Raw genomic sequence first — 15,495 nt, forward strand, 5'->3', positions numbered from 1 at the left:
GCAATCGGCGGGTTGAACGGGAGGTGCATATATGAAAGCGCGCCTTGTTTCAACTGTGTGTCTGCATTGCGTACGTATGTCGTACAGTAGGGTTTTTCCAACGCCAATTGACCCTCTCTCATGCCAGTCATTCGCCTCGCCGCGACCACGCGCGGCTACCCCGACAGCGGTAACGTGATCGAGAACGTGCACCTCGGATCGGTCGCCGTCGTCGACACGCACGGGCGCCTGTTGTGGTCGGCAGGCGACCCGGATTACCCGACCTTCACGCGCTCGGCGCTCAAGCCGTTCCAGGCCCTGCCGTTCATCCTGGCCGACGGCCCGGCGCGCTTCGCTCTCTCCAGCGATGAAGTCGCACTGCTGTGCGCGAGCCATTCGGGCGAAGCCAAGCACCTCGATGGCGTGAGCTCGATCCTCAACAAGATCGGGCTCGACCCCGGGCACCTCGAATGCGGCTGCGCAGTGCCGCTGCACTACGAGTTCACCGGCGCCAAGCCCCCGCAGGATGCCCACTGGACGCCGCTGCACCACAACTGCTCCGGCAAGCACAGCGGCTTTTTGGCATGGTGCCGCCTGCACGATGTCCCCACCGCGAACTACGTCGAGCGCACGCACCCGCTGCAGCAGGCCGTGCGCAGCACGCTGGCCGATGCCATCGGGATGGCGCCCGGCGCGCTGCCGGTCGGCCTGGACGGTTGTTCGGCACCCAACTACGCCATGCCGCTCAGTCGCCTGGCGCACCTGTACGCGCGCCTCGCGCATGGTCCGCAAGACCCGCAGCTGGGCGGCGCGATGGGCACGCTGCGCGACGCGATGATCGCCCGGCCCGACCTGGTCTCGGGCGAGGAACGCACCGACCTGCACTGGATGACGGCAGGCGACGGCGACTGGGTCACCAAGATCGGCGCCGACGCAGTGCAGGCGATCGGCATCCGCTCGGCCGGGATCGGCATCGCGATCAAGATCGCCGATGGCAATGTGCGCGCGCTGCATCCAACCGTCTACGCGGTGCTGGACCAGTTAGGCCTGCTGAAGGCGGCGCGGCGCGAGTTGCTCGAACGCTACCGCCAGCCGTTGATCAAGAACGCGCGCGGCGCCGTGGCCGGTGACGTCCGTACGCTGTTCAAGCTGACCCGTCAGGCATAAGTGGGCTAGAGCAGCCTCAGGTTTGTGCTGCATCATTACAACATACTGTCTTCTTGCTATTTCATTTGAAGTTTAAAGGGTTGATACTTGCCGTAAGACATTTTTCCGGCGTTCAATCCTTTCTTCAAAGTGAAGACATCGTGTTAAAAAATCTCCGTATCGGCTCCCGCCTCACCCTCGGCTTTGCCACCATGCTCGTCCTGTCGCTGGCCGGCACCTCGTTTGCCCTCTACACCACACGCAGCAGCGCCGAGGCCACCCAGCAGATGATGCAAAAGCCGCTGACCAAGGAACGCCTGGTGTCGGACTGGTATTTGCTGACCTATTCGGCCATTGCGCGCACCTCGCTGATCGCGCGCAGCACCGACAGCACCCTGTCGGCCGTGTTCGCCAAGCCGATCAAGGAGAGCGTTGCCGGCACCACCGTCATCCTCAAGAAAGTCGAAGCCCTGCTCGACTCGCCTGAAGAAAAAGCGAAACTGCAAGAGATCCTGGGCCTGCGCAAGACCTACCAGCAGGCCAAGGAAACCGTGATGAACGCGCGCACGTCGGGCGACGCCGTCGCGGCCGAGCGGGCCTATGAACAGGTGTTCGCGCCCGCTGCCGCCGCCTATGGCGCGCAGGTGCTGGCCCTGCTGGAGATCCAGCGCAGGAGCATCGACCAAACGGCGCTGGCGATCGAGGCGGCGAACGGGCGCAGCACGCAACTGGTTCTGTCGCTGGCACTGCTCTCGACCTTGATCGGCGCGGTGGCCGCCGTGCTGGTCACGCGTAGCATCACCCGGCCACTGGACGCCGCACTCGATGTCGCCGAAACGGTGGCCTCGGGCGACCTCGGCCACACGTTCGCGACCTACCCGAAAGACCAGGTCGGCGATCTGATGCGCTCGCTGGAAACGATGAACGGCTCGCTGGTACGGGTGGTTTCGCAAGTCCAGCAAGGCACCAACGCCATCTCGACCGCATCGAGCGAGATCGCAGCCGGCAACCTCGACCTGTCCGCGCGCACCGAGCAGCAGGCCAGCTCGCTGGAAGAGACGGCCGCCTCGATGGAAGAATTGACCGCCACCGTGCGCCAGAATGCCGACAATGCGGTGCAGGCCAACGGCCTGGCAAAAACGGCCTCGGATGTTGCGGCGCGCGGCGGCGCCATCGTCGGGCAAGTCGTCGACACGATGGGATCGATCGACGCCTCGGCGCGCAAGATCGTCGACATCATCGGCGTGATCGACGGCATCGCCTTCCAGACCAATATCCTGGCCTTGAATGCCGCCGTGGAAGCAGCGCGCGCCGGTGAACAGGGGCGCGGCTTTGCCGTGGTGGCGTCCGAAGTGCGCAACCTGGCGCAGCGCTCGGCCGGCGCGGCGCGCGAAATCAAGTCCCTGATCGGCGACTCGATGACCCAGGTGAATGCCGGCACGGCGCTCGTGCAGCAGGCCGGCGCCACGATGGACGACGTCGTGGCCAGCGTGGCGCGCGTGACCGACATGATGTCCGAGATCAGCACCGCCACGCAGGAGCAACGCATAGGCATCAACCAGGTCAATGAAGCGATCACGCAGATGGACCATGTGACGCAGCAGAACGCGGCGCTGGTCGAGCAAGCTGCCGCTGCCGCGGCGAGCATGCAGGAGCAGGCAGCGCAACTGGCGCAGGTGGCTGCTGCATTCAAGCTGGGCGACTCCGGCGGCCGGGTGCGCCCTACCCTGGCAGCGCGCAAGGTGCCGGCGCTCGCTGCGTAACGGTAGCAGCTTGGCAGCGCCGCTACGCCGCTACGCCGCCAGGCGGCGCAGCATCGCGGCGATGGCGTCCAGCACGGCGTCATCGTCCCAGTACGTGTTGTGCGCCAGCGGATTCCAGCTGCGCATCAGGAAATCCCCCACGCCGCCGCCGGCATTGATCACGCGGTCTTCGACCAGCGCGCGGTAGCCGCTCGACAGCGGCTGCAGCGGCCAGCCCAGCACGTCGTCGGGATCGTAGAAGTTGATCCACTTGAACAGCGACGTCGGCGGCGAGATCGGGATGATGTGCATTTCCTGGTGCGCGGCGACAAAGATCGGAATATTGCAGCCGGTGGTGACCAGAGCGGCGCAGGTGGCGCCGCCGATGAAGGCCAGTTCGCTTGCTGTCAGCGAACGGCCGAGCGTCGCGCCGGACCAGGCATCGATATCGCGCCAGATGCCGGCGCCGACCGGCTTGCCGGCGGCCGCCTTCTGCGCATCGTACAGATAGCTCGACAGCACCTGGCCGCCAAGCGACTGCGCGACGAACACGACCGGCATGCCGGGCCGCACGGCATGGGCTGCCAGCAGCGTGGTGGCGATCTCGCCCTGCGCCTGCTCGTAGACCGAACCGGGAATTTCCTTGCGGTTTTCCAGTCCGGCGGCGTCGCCCAGACCATACAGGACGAATTTGCGCAGCGCGGCGTAGCGCACCTGGCCGGTGGCCGACGTGCGGTCCCAGACCATGCGCTGGTTGTCGTGCAGGATGCCCTGGTAGTAGACCGAACGCATGACGACCCGGCCGGCCAGCGCACCCAGGCGGGTGCGCAATTGCGCCAGCAGGCCGTCGGCATAGTCGGGCAAGGTCTCGCCCATGCCATGTACGGCAATCAATGCAACCTGTGTCATTGCCACCTCCCCACGTGCGCCGATATCCCTAGCGTATCAAATTTCGCACATGTTGATGCAGAACACACATCCTGCAGAGACCGGCCGATCAGCGTGGCGCGATGGTCAGTTCGAACGTGTCGACACCGTCGACGCCGCCGCGCACCCGGTCGCCCGGCTGCAGGGCGCCGACACCGGATGGCGTGCCCGTATAAATGAGGTCGCCCGGCGCCAGCGTCACGAGGCGTGACAACGACGCGATCACGTCCGCGAGCGGCCAGATCATTTCGTCGAGGTTGCCTTCCTGGCGCAGCGTGTCGTTGACTTCCAGCCAGATGCGTGCCTGCGCCGGATGCCCCACGTCGCCGACCGGATGCAACGGGCTGCATGGGGCCGACGCGTCAAAGCCCTTGGCCATGTCCCACGGCCGACCGGCGTCCTTGGCCACGGCCTGCAGGTCGCGCCGGGTCAGGTCCAGGCCCACGCCATAGCCCCAGACCAGGTCGAGCGCCTGCGCCGCATCGATGTCCTTGCCGCCTGCCTTGAGCGCCACCACCAGTTCGATTTCGTGGTGCAGGTCGTTCGTCGATGGCGGATACGGCACCGCGCCGCTGGCCGGCACGACGGCGTCGGCTGGCTTGGTGAAGAAGAACGGTGGTTCGCGATTCGGGTCGCTGCCCATCTCGCGCGCGTGGGCCGCGTAGTTGCGGCCCACGCAGAACACGCGGCGCACCGGGAAGCGCACGCTGGAACCGGCGATGGCCACGGACGCCGTCTCGGGTGCGGTGATGACAAATTCGGTCATGCTCATCCTTTCATTGACAGGAGCAACATCATACTCCCGCCATGGATGGCAGCAAATTTCAAGCCGATGCAGCCGATGCGACCGATGTAGCCGCTGCCTCGGCCTGCGCCGCCAGCGCTGCACTCGACTCCAGGATGCGCACCAGCGCCGTCATGTCGACCGGTTTGACAAGGTGATGGACAAAGCCGGCCTCGAGCGCCCGTTCGCGGTCTTTCGCTTGCCCATAGCCGGTCACGGCCACCGGCACCGTGGCCGCCATCTCGGGCAGCGCGCGCAGGCTCGAGGCAAGCTGGTAGCCATCGATGTCAGGCAGGCCGATATCGATCAGCATCACGTCGGGGTGCTCGCTACGCGCGCGGCGCAGGGCCGAGACGGCGTCGTATTCGACGGCGGTGGCGTGGCCCTGCACCTGCAGCAACGTTGCCAGGCTGTCGGCGGCGTCCGTGTTGTCGTCGACGATCAGCACGCGCAACTGGCGGCCAAGTACGGCGCGTACCGGGTCGGCCCCGGACGGCGGCGCCTCGTCGTCGTGATTGTCGCCGCGCGCGCCCACGCACGGCAGGCAGAGCGTGAACGTGCTGCCGCAACCGACGCCATCGCTGTGCGCGGTGACCTCGCCATCGTGCAGGTCAATCAGGCGCTTGACGAGCGTGAGGCCCAGCCCCAGTCCGCCCTGCGAGCGGGCAAGCGTGCGCGCACCCTGTGTGAACAGGTCAAACACATTGGGCACGAGCTCGGGCGGCATGCCGGAACCGTTGTCGCGCACCTCGAGCATCATGCGCCCGTCGCCGCACACCAGGCGCAGCGCCAGCGTGCCGGCCTTGGGCGTGTACTTGGCGGCATTGCCCACGATATTGGCCACGCTCTGCACCAGGCGCGTCTGGTCGCCCCGCACGTACACCGGCGTGTCGGGCAGCTGCACCGTCACGTGGTGTGATTTTTCGAGCACAAGCGGGCGGGTCTGGTCGAGCGCACCGCTCACCACGTCGCGAAAATCGACCGTCGCCAGCTTGAGCTTGACCAGCCCGCGCGTGACGCGCGAGACGTCCAGCAGGTCGTCGATCAGGCGGCTCATGTGCTTGACCTGGCGGCTGATGATGGAACTGGTCTGGCAAATGCGCGGCTCGTTCGCGAACTGCAGACTCAGCAAGCTGGCCGAGCTGCTGATCGGCGCGAGCGGGTTGCGCAGCTCGTGCGCCAGCATGGCCAGAAATTCATCCTTGGTATGGCTGAGGCGTTCGGCCTGCACGCGCGCCAGCCGCTCGCTCTGCAGCAGCGCATCGCGTTCGAGCGCCGACGTCTGCGCGATGTCGTACAGGTGCGCATTGTCCATGGCCAAGGCGGCTTGCGCGGCGAGACCGGCGACGATGCGCTCGGTGCGTTCGGTAAACATGGCCGACGCCGGATGCCCGAGGAACAGCCCCCCGAGCACCTTGCCCGATTGCGACACGACCGGCACCATGAGGTAGCTGCGCACGCGCAGCTGCGCCAGTGGCGCGCCGTCGGCCACCAGCGCCGCGTGATGCGGATCGAGCGTGATGTCGTCGCTACGCACCGGTGCGCCACCCTCGATGAGCGGGCGCAAGAGATCCGTCGTCGCTGGCCCAAGCTGCTCGAACTGCTCGCGCGATGCGCCCGACAGCGCGTGCAGGCGCATCTGCGCATGCGTGGCCGCGTGCAATGGATCGCGGCGCGGGTCGCCCCGGCCCCCGGCATGGCAGAAGAACGCACCGAAGCGCGCGCCACTCAGTTCGGTGCCGGCGTCGGTGATCGATTGCGCCAGCGTGTCCAGGTCGAGCGTCGAGGCCAGCGCGCGCCCGGCGCGGTTGACCGTTTCGAGGATGCGGCTCTCGTCGCGCAGGTTTTCTTCGACACGCGAGCGGCGCGCCACCTCACGCGTATGGCGCGCCACGTCTTCGGCCAGCGCCACCTCTTGTTCGGTCCAGTGGCGCGCCATCGGCTCGTGCAGGTAGAACACGGCGCACAAGCGCCCTTCTTCGATGATCGGCACCATCACCAGCGCGCGCACGCCGATGGCATCGTAGGCCGCCGCATGCGGCGCACTGCGTTCGTCGCCGTCGACGTCGTCGATGCGCACGCTGCGGCCCTGGCGCAGCTTGGCCATGATCGCGGGACCGAACGCATCAAACGGGTGCGAGCAACCGGCCAGGCTGGCCATGCCGCCGCTGGTCCAGTCGCAATCGATGCTGATCGTGTGCCCGGGGGCATCGATCTCGCCGTAGCCCACGCGCGCCACGCCCAGCGTCTGCCCGGTCATGGCGCTCGTCGCGCGCATGATGTGGGCAGCGTCATACAGGCCGTCGAGCGCTTCGTCGAGCTTCTGATGGAAGGCGTGGCGGTAATCCGACAGCACGTCGGACGTCGTTTCGGTGAGCACGCAGTAGACGCCGGCCACCTGTCCGGCATGGCGCACGGGCGACAACGAGACGCAGAAAAAGCGCCGTTCGCGCTTGCCGTTGCGCTCGAATTCCATCAGCGCGTGCTGGAGCTGGGCCGATTCGCCTGCCAAAACCTCGTGGAAGTATGGCCGCATGCGGTCCCACAGCTCTGGGCGCACGCTGGCGTAGGGCGCACCGTGCGCAGCCGGGTGCTTGTCGCCCAACAGGTCAGAATAAGCATCGTTGTAGAACAGGCGCAGCTCGCGTCCGATGGCGAGAAACATCGGGAACCGCGACGCCTGAATCAGATCGGCAATGGCGCGCAGGCCATCGGGCCAAGTGGCGGGCTCGAACAGCACGGGCTCAAACGGTGCCGGCTCGGTCGATGCAGTCCGGGAGGTGAATGCCGCTGCAGGGGCGGATGCAAACAGCGCCGACGGCGCGGCCGCGGCTGGCGCAGGCGCGTCCAGCCCAGTGGGGTCGCCGGACAGTGTGGCACTGCCGCCGACCATCCGCATGAAGCCGCTCAGATTACTCATCAGGAATACCCAGTGTGGTTCTTGCAAGGCTGGCCAGCTCGATACCCTGGAACATCTGATCCTGCCCTGCTGCTGCGGCGCCGCCAACGTACTCTTGTTGAGCCGATTATAGCGAGCAACCAAACTGGGCCGCGCCCGTTACACCTGAGGTGTCGATCAGGGGTGGCGGGGATGCCACAGTCCTAATAGATCTCTGCAGCAGCGGCGCGCACGGCGCCCAGCAGCAACTCCGCCCCAGGAGACAGCAAATGATCCTGCTGGCGAATGATGCCGAACGCATCCATCTTGCAGGGCAAATCGATCGGCAAGATCCGCATCACATTCAGCGACGCATAATATTGCGCGACTTCCTGCGGCATCACGTGTAATGCGTCGGTTTGCTGCAACAGCGCGGTGACCAGTAACAGCGCCGTCGTATCGACGACGTTCACCGGCGGCTGCAGGCCGGCGCGCAGGAACATCATGTCGAAGCGGTGACGCAGGATGCTGCCCGGTGGCGGAAGGATCCAGGGCCGCCCGACAAGCTCCTCGAGCGTCAGGTTCCTGCTATCGAGCAAAGGATGATCGGGCCGCACGACCGCGCAGGCCGGCTCCTCGGTCAGCTCTTCGTAGATGAGCCCGGTGGAATCTTCTTTTTCGAGAATGCGCCCGATCATGAAGTCAAGCGTGCCGTGCTTGAGCTTATCGAGCAGCACATTGCTCGACTCGAGCTGCACGCCGATGCGCAGCAGCGGCGCCTGCTCCTTGATGCGGGCGATGGCGCGCGGGAGCAGCGCCATCGCCGGCGTCATGATCACACCTACCTCGACCTGCCCCGCCAGGCCGGCCTTGAGCGCGACGATGTCGTCGTGCGCCAGCGCCAGGCTGGTCAGGGCCATGCGCGCGTGGCGGATCATCGTCTCGCCGTAGATGGTCGGCTCCATCCCGCGCGGCAGGCGCTCGAACAGGCGCACATCGAGCATCTCTTCCAGATCCTTGACCTGTTTCGATGCCGCCGGCTGCGTCATGTGCAGTTCTTCGGCCGCCCGGTGAATGTTGCGGTAGTCGTCCAGCGCAATCAGCAGCAGCAACTGGCGCGTTTTCAGGCGCGCCTTCAAAAACCAGTTGGGGTTGGTCGTCTCCATCAGATCACGTGCAGCCCGGCGATGGATTGGCGGCAGGCCCGGCGCTCGTTTGCGCGACTGGCAGTATCTTGCCGTCCGGCGCGTAGTGCAACTCCTCGACTGCGACCGAGCGGCGGAATTCGCCCCCCGTCGGCAGCTTGCCGTTATGGTAAAAAATGTACGACTTGCCGTTGAAGTCGACGATCGCCTGGTGGATGGTCTTCACATTGGTGTTCTTTTCCATGATGACGCCATCCATCGACCACGGGCCATGCACGCCCGGGCCGCGCATGGCCACGGTTTCTTCGGGAAAGTGGCGCGAGTAAGTCAAATAATACGTGCCCTTGTGCTTGTGGACATAGGCTGCCTCGACGAAATTGTCCAGGCCCGTGGTCTGAATCGGGCCGTCGAACTCGATCATGTTCGGCTTGAGTTTGACATACTTCATGACCGTATTGCCCCAATACAGATATGCCTGGCCATCGTCGTCGATGAACACGGCCGGGTCGATATCATCCCACAGGATCTGCGTCTGCTTCGTCATGTCGTTCGTCACCAGCGCGCGGCCCAGTGCATCGACGAACGGGCCGGTCGGGCTGTCCGACACCGCCACGCCGATCGCCTTGCCGGGAATCGTCGCATGGTCGACCGTCGAATAGAAATAATACTTGTCGCCGCGCCGGACGATGTCCGAAGCCCAGGCATCGCGCCCGGCCCATGTAAAGGTGGAATAACGCAGCGGCGAGCCGTGGTCGGTCCAGCGCTGCATGTCGCAGCTCGAGTAGACGCGCCACTCGTTCATGACGTAATCCTTGCCGCCCGCCGGTGCGTCATCCTTGCCGACGTACAGGTACACGCGGCCCTTGTCGACCAGCGCCGCCGGGTCGGCCGTGAAGATGTCCCTGACGATCGGGTTGGCGGCGTGCGCGCAGGCGCTCGCGCACAGCAGCGCTGCGAATATGGTGTGTTTCATGGTGTCTCCTTCTTTTATTTTCTTCCGAATGCCATCACGCGCTGGACGACGCAGAACACGAACAGCAGGCCGCCGATCACGATCCTCGTCCACCACGAACTGAGCGTGCCGTCGAAGGCGATCAGCGTCTGGATCGTGCCCAGCACCAGCACGCCCGACAGCGCGCCGGCCACATAGCCGTAGCCGCCCGTGAGCAGCGTGCCGCCGATGACGACGGCGGCGATGGCATCGAGCTCGGTACCCTGCGCATGCAGCCCGTAACCGGACAGCATGTAGAACGCGAACAGCACCCCGGCCAGAGCGGCGCAAAAGCTGCTCAACGCATACACGAGCACCTTGGTGCGCCCGACCGCCAGCCCCATCATCGCAGCCGAGGTTTCATTGCCGCCGATCGCATACACGGCGCGGCCAAAGCCGCTGTAGTGCGCCAGCCAGATGGCCAGGCCCAGCATGCCCAGCGCGATCAGCGCGCCGGGCGACAGAAAGCCCCCGAAGAACGGCATCTGGGTTTGAGACATCGCGACGAACAGCGGGTCGTCGATCGTGATCGACTCGATGCTGATCAGGTAGCACAGGCCGCGCGCGAGAAACATGCCGGCCAGCGTGACGATGAATGGCTGCAGCCGGAAGTAGTGGATGATCGCGCCCATGCCCGCGCCGAACCCGGCGCCCAGCAGCAGCACAAAGGCGATCACCGCCAGCGGCGGCCAGTGCGCCACCTGCAGGAGCCAGGCCGCGATCATCGTCGCCAGCGCGAGCACGGCGCCCACCGACAGGTCGATCCCGCCGGAGAGGATCACGAAGCCCATGCCGATCGCGATCACGAGCAAAAACGCATTGTCGATCAGGAGATTGAGCAGCACTTGCAGCGACAGGAAGCCGTCGTACAGCGCGCCGCCGACGAGCAGCATCGCCACCAGCAGCGCCACCGTGACGAGGGACGTGAAGGACGGGGCCTTCGCAAGCAGATGGACATTCATGCGCGCCTCCGCTGCCACAACTGCCTGAACTGGTCGGACTGCGAGATACAGACCAAAAATACGACAACCGACTTGACGACCATATTGACCTCGGGCGGGACGCCCAGCGAATAGATGGTGTAGGTGAGCGTCTGGATGATCAGCGCCCCGACGAGCGAACCGGCCAGGCTGAATTTGCCGCCCGCGAGCGACGTGCCGCCCAGCGTGACGGCCAGGATGGCGTCCAGTTCGAGCATCAGGCCGGCGTTGTTGGCATCCGCGCTCTTCACGTTGGAACTGATTAACAGGCCCGCCATGCCGGCGCAGGTGGCCGCGAACACGTAGACGAACACGATCAGCGCCGCCGTGCGGATGCCGGCCAGGCGCGCCGCCACGGGATTGATGCCCACCGCCTGGATGAACAACCCCAGCGCCGTGTGGCGCAGCAGCAGCGCCGTGACACCGAACACCACGGCCACGACAAACAGCGCGAACGGCAAGCCGAACAGATACCCGCTGCCCAGGAAAAAGTACGGCTGGTAGTAGACCGTGACGATCTGGCCATCGGTGAGCAACTGGGCCAGGCCGCGCCCCGCCACCATCAGGATCAGCGTCGCGACGATCGGCTGCAGGCCCAGGCCGGCGACGAGCGCACCGTTCCACAGGCCGCACAGCAGCGCCGCGCCGAGGGCGGCGGCAATCGCCACCAGCATCGGCGTGTCGGCCAGGTACACCGGTACGCCATCCTGCATCACCATCGTGCCGCCAATGAGCATCGAGGCGACGGTGCCGGACAGCGCGACCACGGCACCGACCGAGATGTCGATGCCGCGCGTGGCAATCACCAGCGTCATGCCGATCGCCGCCAGCATCAGGGGCGCCGCGCGGTTGACGATGTCGACCAGCGCGCCATACAAGTGGCCGTCGCGGACCTCCAGATGGAAGAAGCCGGGAATCAGCAGGAAGTCGATCAGCAGCAGCACGGCCAGCGCGGTCAGGGGCCGGAACAGGCGGTGCGCCAGTATGCGTGACGTCAGGGACGACTGTGGGGGCGGCTGCAGCGCCGGGATGTCGTTGACCGCCATCACGCGCCCTCCCCGGCAATCACGTGCAGCACCGTTCTGTCGTCGAGTTCACCGCGTCCGTACTCGCCGCAGGCCTTGCGGTCGCGCATGACGACAATGCGGTCGCTCACGCGCAGCACTTCCGGCAGTTCGGACGAAATGAACAGGATCGACATGCCCTTGCGGCACAGGCTCGTGACGTAATCCATGATCTCCTGCTTGGCGCGCACGTCGATGCCGCGCGTCGGTTCGTCGAGGATCATCAAGCTCGGTTCGGTGGCCAGCCAGCGCGCCAGCAGCACTTTTTGCTGGTTGCCGCCCGAGAGCGTGCCGATGGGCGTCTCGATGCTCGCCGTCTTGATCCCCAGTTGCTGCACATAGTGATCGGCCAGCGCCTGCTGGCGGCGCAGCGGAATCGCACGCAGCAGGCCCTGGCGCGCCTGCAGGGCAAGGATCAGGTTTTCGCGCACCGACAGGTCGAGGATCGCGCCTTCGTGCTTGCGGTCCTCGGAACAAAAACCGACGCCGTGCGCGATCGCGTCACGTGGCGTGGCCAGGGCGCACGCACGGCCCTTGATCTCGATCGCGCCGCTGTCGATCCGGTCGGCGCCGAACAGCATGCGCGCGGTTTCGGTGCGGCCGGATCCGAGCAGGCCGGCAAGGCCCAGCATTTCGCCCTTGCGCAGCACGAGGTCCAGCGGCGCGAGCACGCCGCGCCGGGCAGCGCCGCGCGTGCGCAGGACGATCTCGCCCGCCGCGACGCTGGGTGTTTGCGCCGCGTGCTGGCCGGTGGCAGGCGGCTCCTGGGCATCGGGCGCAGCACCGATCATCTTGTTGACCAGCGCCAGGCGCGACAAGTCGCCGCACAGGTACTCGCCTTCCCGCTCGCCGTTGCGCATCACGGTGATGCGGTCCGAGATCGCGTAAGTCTGCTCCAGGAAGTGCGTGACGAACAGAATCGCCATGCCCTGCTCGCGCAGCGCGCGCAGGTTGGAAAACAGCAGCTGGACTTCGGCTTCGTCGAGGCTCGACGTGGGTTCGTCCAGGATCAGCACGCGCGCCGAAATGCTCAGCGCGCGCGCAATGGCCACCATCTGCTGGATCGCCAGCGGGAAGCTGGCCAGCGGCTGGCGCACATCGATGTGCACCTGCAGGCGCGTCAACAGCGCCTGCGCCTGCTGCCGCATCCGGCGCCAGTCGATCATGCCCCAGCGTCGCGGATAGCGGCCGATGAAGATGTTCTCGGCGACCGACAGGTTCGGGCACAGGTTTACTTCCTGGTACACGGTGCTGATGCCCAGGTCCTGCGCATGCTGCGTCGAACGCGGCGCGATCGCCTCGCCAGCGAACACGATGCTGCCACGATCGGGCTGGTAGACGCCCGTGAGCACTTTGATCAGCGTGGACTTGCCCGCGCCGTTCTGGCCCATCAGCGTGTGGACTTCGCCCGGATACAGGCGCAGGCCCGCATCCGACAGCGCGCGCACGCCGGGAAACTGCTTGTGGATGCCGGTCACTTCCAGGACCGGCGCCTGCGTTGTCGTGGGGAGCATGGCCGCCTCAATAGCGACGGTTCGGGAATTCCTTCGCGGCCACTTCAGCCGGGAACACGCCCTCGTTGACGACGATGCGTTTGGGGACTGGTTTACCCGCCTTGACCGCCAGCGCGGCCTGCATCAGCTGGGGACCGAGCAACGGGTTGCATTCGACCGTCACGTTCAGCTTGCCCTGCAACATGGCCTCGAACGCGCCGCGCACACCGTCAATCGAGATCACGAGGATGTCCTTGCCGGGCTTGATGCCCGCTTCCTCGATCGCCTGGATCGCGCCGATGGCCATGTCGTCGTTGTGCGCGTACAGGACGGTGATGTTCTTGCCCTCGGACTTGAGGAACGCTTCCATCACTTCCTTGCCCTTGGTGCGGGTGAAGTCGCCCGTCTGCGAACGCAGCATCTTCAGGCGCGGCTCGCCCTTGATCACCTCGGCAAAGCCGGCCTTGCGGTCGATGGCCGGTGCCGAACCGACAGTTCCTTGCAGCTCAACGATGTTGTAGGCGCGGCCCGGGTTCTTTTTCGCGTGTTCGACCAGCCAGCGGGCGGCGCGGCGACCTTCTTCCACGAAGTCGGAACCGAGCAGCGTGACGTACAGCGACGGGTCGGCAACTTTCACGCCGCGGTCGGTGAGGATGACGGGAATTTTGGCGGCCTTGGCTTCCCGCAGCACGGTATCCCAGCCCGATTCGACGACGGGCGAGAACGCGATGATGTCGACGCGCTGCGCGATGAATGAACGGATGGCCTTGACCTGGTTTTCCTGACGCTGCTGGGCATCGGCAAATTTCATGACGACACCGGCTTTTTTGGCGGCGTCCTTGATCGAGGTGGTGTTCGCGGTGCGCCATTCACTCTCGGCGCCGACTTGCGAAAAGCCGATCGTCAGGGGTTTGGCGGCGAACGCCGGATGGGTTGCTGCGAAGGTGGCAGCCGTGGCTACGCCCAGGAACTTCCTGCGGGTGAATCGCATCACTTGTCTCCGATATTGTTGTTCTGCAATCGTAGGACAAAGTGTGATACTGATCCAATCAATTTTTTGCGGCGATTGATACGTTTTTGGATATCAAGCGCGATGCGGTAAAACGATACCGCATCGCACGGGTATTACTGGCAATCAGACGTAGGCAGAGCTCATATTGAGCAGCCCGTTCACACCACGCGGGAAGAAGCCGCCCATCGTGACCGATTCCTTGGTCAGGTACACGATATTGAGCACGTCACCCGGCGTACGACTGAAGGCGATGCCGTCCTTGTCGAGCGGAACGATGTTCGACACGCTGCTGTCGGTCGCATTGACAATGCCCTGATCGACGTCGGTCGAACCGTCGAGGCTATCGCGTGCATTCGAGATCGCCGTGGCCGCCGTGCGCAGCGTCGGCGCCGTCAGCCCTTTCGAATACAGCACGGTGCGCACGATGCCGGCGTGATACGCCTCGGCCGCCAGGATGCCCGCTGCCGCTTCGAGGAAGGTCTTGTTCGTGATCAGCGGCGACGCGCCCTTGTAAGCGGTCACACCGACGTCTTCGAAGATGAACGCGCCGAGCAGGAAGTTTTCATCGTTGGCATACGGGTCGAACGCAACACCCGGCCCCACCAGGCCCGCCGCGCGGGCAGCGGTCGAAAACGCGCCGTTCGGGTCGGTGCCGCCGATGTCGATCGCCGGCTGGGCAACGGCCGCCGTGCCAAGCGCCGCGCGCAGGAAGCCCACGTGCGCGATTTCATCCTGCGCGATTTCCTTGGCATATTGCGCGACCAGCGGATCCTTGAATGCGACTGCGCGTCCCCCCGTCACGGCGCCTTGCGTGCCCGTGCCGCCCGTCAGGCTTGCGGCCAGACCGGTGCCGAACACCGCGTACGAATAGAACTGCGCTTCGAGGTACTCGAGGTTCAGCGCGAAGTTGAGGATGTCGATATCGGTCGGCTGCGCTGCCTGCGCGATGGCGTCCTTGACCGAGCCGCCACAGGCGGACAGGAAGGTGCCGCCCACCATACCGACGCTGATCCCTCCCACGTTCTTGAAGAACGAGCGGCGCTTTTCCAGCTTTTCCTTGCGTGATTCGAGCAATGCCAATGTCACATTCGTGTCTGTCATGGTGTGTCTCCGGTTGATGCGATCAAGTAAATGGGCTTGCGTCTGCTTGGGTAAGTCAACCAGAAAACCTGGCTGTGAAAATCTGGCTGTGACCCATCATCAGCGCGTATGACTTGTACTGACGCACGATTGAATCGGTTTCAACTATTTCAAAAAATATGTTCAGCACGGTGTGCCGGCCAGCCGTGCGAGCGCGAGCGGGTCGATATGATATTGTCAATTTCACCCGATTCTTCACTCACACAACGTCCAA

12 protein-coding genes are annotated in these 15,495 nt (G+C 65.1%); 2 read left to right on the forward strand and 10 right to left on the reverse strand.

Going from position 1 to position 15,495, the window contains the following annotated elements:
* Positions 1-120: 120 nt before the first annotated feature.
* Both RCH14_RS01590 and RCH14_RS01595 read left to right on the forward strand, forming a co-directional pair.
* The gene (locus tag RCH14_RS01590; protein ID WP_343024411.1) at positions 121-1,146 is read left to right on the forward strand and encodes an asparaginase; all 1,026 of its coding nucleotides are present in this window, start codon (positions 121-123) and stop codon (positions 1,144-1,146) included.
* Between the two features lie 191 nt (positions 1,147-1,337).
* Positions 1,338-2,888, forward strand: a complete 1,551-nt coding sequence (locus RCH14_RS01595) for a methyl-accepting chemotaxis protein (RefSeq protein ID WP_343025024.1) — start codon at positions 1,338-1,340, stop codon at positions 2,886-2,888.
* A 30-nt stretch (positions 2,889-2,918) separates the two neighbouring features.
* Here RCH14_RS01595 and RCH14_RS01600 read toward each other — a convergent pair whose 3' ends face one another.
* The 10 genes from RCH14_RS01600 to RCH14_RS01645 all read right to left on the reverse strand — a co-directional run bounded on the left by RCH14_RS01600 (position 2,919) and on the right by RCH14_RS01645 (position 15,242).
* Complete coding sequence (locus RCH14_RS01600) at positions 2,919-3,776, reverse strand: hypothetical protein (RefSeq protein WP_343024412.1); 858 nt, start codon at positions 3,774-3,776, stop codon at positions 2,919-2,921.
* Between the two features lie 88 nt (positions 3,777-3,864).
* Complete coding sequence (locus tag RCH14_RS01605) at positions 3,865-4,560, reverse strand: fumarylacetoacetate hydrolase family protein (protein ID WP_343024413.1); 696 nt, start codon at positions 4,558-4,560, stop codon at positions 3,865-3,867.
* Between the two features lie 58 nt (positions 4,561-4,618).
* Entirely contained in the window at positions 4,619-7,498 is a 2,880-nt protein-coding gene (locus RCH14_RS01610; RefSeq protein ID WP_343024414.1) for a GAF domain-containing protein, read from the reverse strand.
* Between the two features lie 182 nt (positions 7,499-7,680).
* Positions 7,681-8,622 carry a LysR family transcriptional regulator gene (locus RCH14_RS01615; protein WP_343024415.1) on the reverse strand — a complete coding sequence of 314 codons (942 nt, stop codon included), beginning with the start codon at positions 8,620-8,622 and terminating at the stop codon, positions 7,681-7,683.
* Between the two features lie 4 nt (positions 8,623-8,626).
* Positions 8,627-9,574 carry a glycoside hydrolase family 43 protein gene (locus tag RCH14_RS01620; RefSeq protein ID WP_343024416.1) on the reverse strand — a complete coding sequence of 316 codons (948 nt, stop codon included), beginning with the start codon at positions 9,572-9,574 and terminating at the stop codon, positions 8,627-8,629.
* Positions 9,575-9,588: 14 nt separating this feature from the next.
* Entirely contained in the window at positions 9,589-10,554 is a 966-nt protein-coding gene (gene yjfF, locus RCH14_RS01625) for a galactofuranose ABC transporter, permease protein YjfF (protein WP_343024417.1), read from the reverse strand.
* Positions 10,551-11,618, reverse strand: a complete 1,068-nt coding sequence (locus RCH14_RS01630; RefSeq protein WP_343024418.1) for an ABC transporter permease — start codon at positions 11,616-11,618, stop codon at positions 10,551-10,553. Before RCH14_RS01630 ends, yjfF begins: the two co-directional genes overlap by 4 nt.
* Positions 11,618-13,150, reverse strand: coding sequence for a sugar ABC transporter ATP-binding protein (locus RCH14_RS01635; protein WP_343024419.1), 1,533 nt, complete (start codon positions 13,148-13,150; stop codon positions 11,618-11,620). The genes RCH14_RS01630 and RCH14_RS01635 overlap by 1 nt, the downstream gene beginning before the upstream one ends.
* Before the next feature lie 7 nt (positions 13,151-13,157).
* Entirely contained in the window at positions 13,158-14,120 is a 963-nt protein-coding gene (locus RCH14_RS01640) for an ABC transporter substrate-binding protein (protein ID WP_343024420.1), read from the reverse strand.
* A 144-nt stretch (positions 14,121-14,264) separates the two neighbouring features.
* Positions 14,265-15,242, reverse strand: a complete 978-nt coding sequence (locus tag RCH14_RS01645; RefSeq protein WP_343024421.1) for a ferritin-like domain-containing protein — start codon at positions 15,240-15,242, stop codon at positions 14,265-14,267.
* Positions 15,243-15,495: the final 253 nt, after the last annotated feature.

Source organism: Massilia sp. MP_M2 (assembly GCF_039123635.1).
Classification (GTDB): Bacteria; Pseudomonadota; Gammaproteobacteria; order Burkholderiales; family Burkholderiaceae_D; genus Telluria.

Coding starts and splice junctions, on each gene's coding strand:
- RCH14_RS01620 (WP_343024416.1), bottom strand. CDS start 9,574: ATGAAACACACCATATTCGCAGCGCTGCTGTGCGCGAGCGCCTGCGCG.
- RCH14_RS01630 (WP_343024418.1), bottom strand. CDS start 11,618: ATGGCGGTCAACGACATCCCGGCGCTGCAGCCGCCCCCACAGTCGTCC.
- RCH14_RS01645 (WP_343024421.1), bottom strand. CDS start 15,242: ATGACAGACACGAATGTGACATTGGCATTGCTCGAATCACGCAAGGAA.
- RCH14_RS01635 (WP_343024419.1), bottom strand. CDS start 13,150: ATGCTCCCCACGACAACGCAGGCGCCGGTCCTGGAAGTGACCGGCATC.
- RCH14_RS01610 (WP_343024414.1), bottom strand. CDS start 7,498: ATGAGTAATCTGAGCGGCTTCATGCGGATGGTCGGCGGCAGTGCCACA.
- RCH14_RS01640 (WP_343024420.1), bottom strand. CDS start 14,120: ATGCGATTCACCCGCAGGAAGTTCCTGGGCGTAGCCACGGCTGCCACC.
- yjfF (WP_343024417.1), bottom strand. CDS start 10,554: ATGAATGTCCATCTGCTTGCGAAGGCCCCGTCCTTCACGTCCCTCGTC.
- RCH14_RS01600 (WP_343024412.1), bottom strand. CDS start 3,776: ATGACACAGGTTGCATTGATTGCCGTACATGGCATGGGCGAGACCTTG.
- RCH14_RS01590 (WP_343024411.1), top strand. CDS start 121: ATGCCAGTCATTCGCCTCGCCGCGACCACGCGCGGCTACCCCGACAGC.
- RCH14_RS01615 (WP_343024415.1), bottom strand. CDS start 8,622: ATGGAGACGACCAACCCCAACTGGTTTTTGAAGGCGCGCCTGAAAACG.
- RCH14_RS01605 (WP_343024413.1), bottom strand. CDS start 4,560: ATGACCGAATTTGTCATCACCGCACCCGAGACGGCGTCCGTGGCCATC.
- RCH14_RS01595 (WP_343025024.1), top strand. CDS start 1,338: ATGCTCGTCCTGTCGCTGGCCGGCACCTCGTTTGCCCTCTACACCACA.